General features: G+C 59.6%; 3 protein-coding genes. All 3 read right to left on the reverse strand.

Going from position 1 to position 3,572, the window contains the following annotated elements; genetic code table 11:
• Positions 1–69 precede the first annotated feature (69 nt).
• Entirely contained in the window at positions 70–957 is an 888-nt protein-coding gene (locus KGB25_RS30265; protein WP_223437996.1) for an SMP-30/gluconolactonase/LRE family protein, read from the reverse strand.
• Positions 958–1,009: 52 nt separating this feature from the next.
• On the reverse strand, positions 1,010–1,828 hold the full coding sequence (locus tag KGB25_RS30270) for an NAD-dependent epimerase/dehydratase family protein (protein WP_192227450.1): 819 nt from the start codon (positions 1,826–1,828) through the stop codon (positions 1,010–1,012).
• Between the two features lie 262 nt (positions 1,829–2,090).
• Positions 2,091–3,389: an OprD family porin gene (locus KGB25_RS30275; RefSeq protein WP_223437998.1), complete on the reverse strand. Its 1,299-nt coding sequence runs from the start codon at positions 3,387–3,389 to the stop codon at positions 2,091–2,093.
• Positions 3,390–3,572: the final 183 nt, after the last annotated feature.

Raw genomic sequence — 3,572 nt, forward strand, 5'->3', positions numbered from 1 at the left:
GGCGTATTTGAGATCGCCTTCGCCGGCAAGCCTGGCTCCTACAGGTACAGCGTTGTCTGGCGAATTCGGTCAGTGGCTGAAAAGGGGTTCCGGCAAACCTTTAACGCCCGGATCAAGGGCGAACACACCGCCCGCCAGTGACTGTTCGTCATGGTCGTCGCCGGGGCGGATCGAGGTCACGAACAGGGTGTCCAGTCGACTGCCGCCGAAGGCGCACATGGTCGGCTTTTTCACCGGTACGGTGAGGGAGCGGTCCAGGCGTCCGTCGGGGGTGAAACGGTGAATCAGCCCGGCATCGTTGGCACAAATCCAATAGCAGCCTTCGGCATCCACGGCAGCGCCATCGGGGCGACCGCAGAAGTGATTCATGTCGACGAACAGCCGACGGTTTGTCGGCGTACCGCTGTCGATGTCGTAATCGAAGGCCCAGATTTGCTGGGCTGAGGGATGCGAGTCAGACAGGTACATCGTGCGCCCGTCCGGGCTGAAACCCAGGCCGTTGGGGACGATGAATCCTGAAAGTAGCGCGTCGAGCGGCCCGCGCTGCCCGTCGGCGTAGCGATACAGCGCACCGTCGGCCGCGTTGGCGCCCATGTTCAACACCATGCTGCCGGCCCAGAAACGCCCCTGACGGTCGCAGCGACCATCGTTGAGGCGCATGTCGGTACGCGGGTGATCGACGTGGGCCAGCAGTTCGCTGTCGAGGCTGCCGTCATTGTGCGGCTGGAGGCGGAAGAATCCGCTTTCCATCCCGCCGACCCAGCTGCCATCGCGGTGACGCGCGATGCAGGCGAGCATCTCCGGCGCCGTCCAGGCCTCGACATGCCCGGTTTCGGCGCTCCAGCGTTGCAGGCCCCCGGCGGGAATATCGACCCAGTACAGGGCGTTTTCTTCCGGGACCCAGACCGGGCTTTCACCGACCGTGTTGCGGGCATCGACAATCAATTCGGCTTGCATGGCAACTCATTCCCTGGGTTTTTGTTGTGGGGATCAAGTGAACAGCGCTGACTCAATCGCCGAACGGACCGGACGCGACAAACGCGCCACCCTGGTAAACCATCGCCGGGTCATCAGCGGCCGGCATCGGCTGGGCGTCGATTTTTGCACGGAACACTTCAGAGGTGTCCTGCGGTGCATAACCCAGCGCAGTGGCGTAGCGGTTGTCCCACCAAGTGTTCTTGTTGTCGGAAGCGCCATAGACCACGGTGTGGCCGACGTTCGGCGCGTAAAGGGAGCGTTCGATCAGTTGGGTCAGGTCGCCGAAGCTCAGCCAGGTGCTCATCATTCGGCGGTTTAGCGGTTCCGGGAACGAGGAGCCGATACGGATGCTGACGGTCTCGATGCCGTAGCGATCGAAGTAGAAGCTGGCCATGTCTTCGCCATAGGACTTGGACAAACCGTAGTAGCTGTCCGGGCGGCGAGGGGATCGGCCGTCAATCACTTCATCCTGTTTGTAGAAACCGATGACGTGGTTGGAGCTGGCGAAAATCACCCGCTTGACGCCATGACGGCGCGCCGCTTCGTAGATGTGGAACACACCGCAAATGTTGGCGCCGAGGATGTCTTCGAACGAATGCTCTGTCGACACGCCGCCGAAGTGCAGGATCGCGTCCACGCCTTCGACCAGGTGATGCACGGCTTGCTTGTCCGCGAGGTCGCAGGTCACGACTTCTTCGCGGTCATCAATGGCGGGGGCGATGTCGGCGATGTCCGACAGGCGAATGACTTTGGCGTAAGGCCGCAGGCGTTCGCGCAGCACTTTACCGAGGCCACCGGCGGCACCGGTCAGCAGCAGGCGATTGAAAGGGGCTTGGGAAGTGGTGGTCATGGAAGTTCCTGGGCGCGAAATTATTGTTGTTGAATTCGTTATAGGTTGTCGTACGACTGTGCCGAAGTATCGTTAGGGTTTCCGGGTCTTGTCAACGCAACTTTGGTCAAAAAAGACGGAGGGTTAACCACTACCCCTGTAGGAGCCGGCTTGCCGGCGATGGACGTTAACGATCACGCGTAATAACTGGATATACGCGTCGCCCTTGAGTTCATCGCCAGCAAGCTGGCTCCTACAGGGTATGGATCAGCCGGGCAGCGTATTACAACAACGAAATCGGGTAGTTGATGATAATGCGGTTTTCATCGAACTCGTTGTTGCTGAAGTCTTTGCGAATGCTCGCGTTGCGCCATTTGACGTTGAGGTTCTTCAGCACGCCGCTCTGTATGGTGTAGGCCAGTTCCGATTCGCGGCCCCATTCCTTGCCGTCGGTGATAGCGCCGGTGTGCACGTTATCGCCGCTGATGTAGCGGTTCATCATCGTCAGGCCGGGAATGCCCTGGGCGACGAAGTTGTAGTCATGACGCAGTTGCCAGGATTTTTCCCTGGCGTTGTCGTAGCTGGAGTTGTAGCTGTCGTTGGCCAGGGTGCCGCCGCTGGTGCCGTTGACGCGCATCCAGGCATTGTCGCCGGTGAGCTTTTGCAGGCCGACGTAAAAGGTGTTGCCGCCGTATTTGGCAGACAGCATGGCGAACGTGGTTTTGTTGTCCAGGTCACCGGCCAGGGCACTGCCATCTTCCTTGCCGTTGAAGAAGCCGAGGTTGGCGCCGAGGGTCCAGTCGCCGATGGGTTGGCTGTGGCTCAGGTTGAAGTACTGCTGATGATAAATGTCAGTGAGTTCCGCGTACCAGACGCCGACCTGCGTGCGCTTCTCGTTGAACAGGTATTCACCACCACCGAAGTTGAAACGGTCCGAGGTGAACGCCGCTTTGCCGTTCATGGACATGTCTTCCATGCTCGCATCGTTGCGCGGGCTGTTTTGGCGGAACTGGCCGCCGTAGAGCGTCAGGCCGCTGATCTCGGTAGAGGTCACCTGGCCACCGCGGAAGGTTTGCGGCAGGGAGCGGCCGTCATCCGAACGCAGGACTGGCAGTATCGGCATCCATTCGCCGACCTTCAATTCGGTTTTCGAGATTTTGCCTTTGAGCGCCACCCCCATCCGGCCGAAGTTGTCGGCAGGGCGACCGTCATCGTGGATCGGCAGCAGTTGTGTACCGCCGGTGCCTTTGCCGCCATCGAGCTTCTGCGAGTACAGGCCCAGCACATCCACACCAAAACCGACCGGGCCTGGGGTGAATCCTGACTTGGCGTCGAGGATGAAGTTTTGCGTCCACTCTTCGGCCTTGCCTTGTGGGTAGGTCGGGTTGGTGAAGTTGCGGTTGATGTAGAAGTTGCGCAGGTTCAGCGTGGCCTTGGCGTCATCGACGAAACCTTCGGCGTGGCCGATCACAGGCATGGCGAGTACGGCCAGGCTGCTGCAACCGATCAGGCTCAGGGTATGCCGGCGTGCGAAGACAGGGCGAGAAGTGCGGATGGAGGAATTGCGGGCGAGTTTGCTCACTGTGACGTTCCCTGGGTGTTTGTTGTTTTTATTTTTGTCATACGTCGTCGTACAACATCGGGGCGATTATTTGCGAGTGTTTCAGGGTATGTCAATCAGAAGTTATACGATGACTTGGATGGCCCCACACGATCCTTGTAGGAGCCGGCTTGCTGGCGATGGCGATCTCAAGTACGCCATCGC

Origin of the sequence: Pseudomonas sp. BF-RE-21 (assembly GCF_019947305.1) — a bacterium.
Classification (GTDB): Bacteria; Pseudomonadota; Gammaproteobacteria; order Pseudomonadales; family Pseudomonadaceae; genus Aquipseudomonas; species Aquipseudomonas migulae.

Excerpts from the sequence above, each read along its gene's own strand:
- KGB25_RS30265 (WP_223437996.1), bottom strand. The coding sequence starts at position 957 with ATGCAAGCCGAATTGATTGTCGATGCCCGCAACACGGTCGGTGAAAGC.
- KGB25_RS30270 (WP_192227450.1), bottom strand. The coding sequence starts at position 1,828 with ATGACCACCACTTCCCAAGCCCCTTTCAATCGCCTGCTGCTGACCGGT.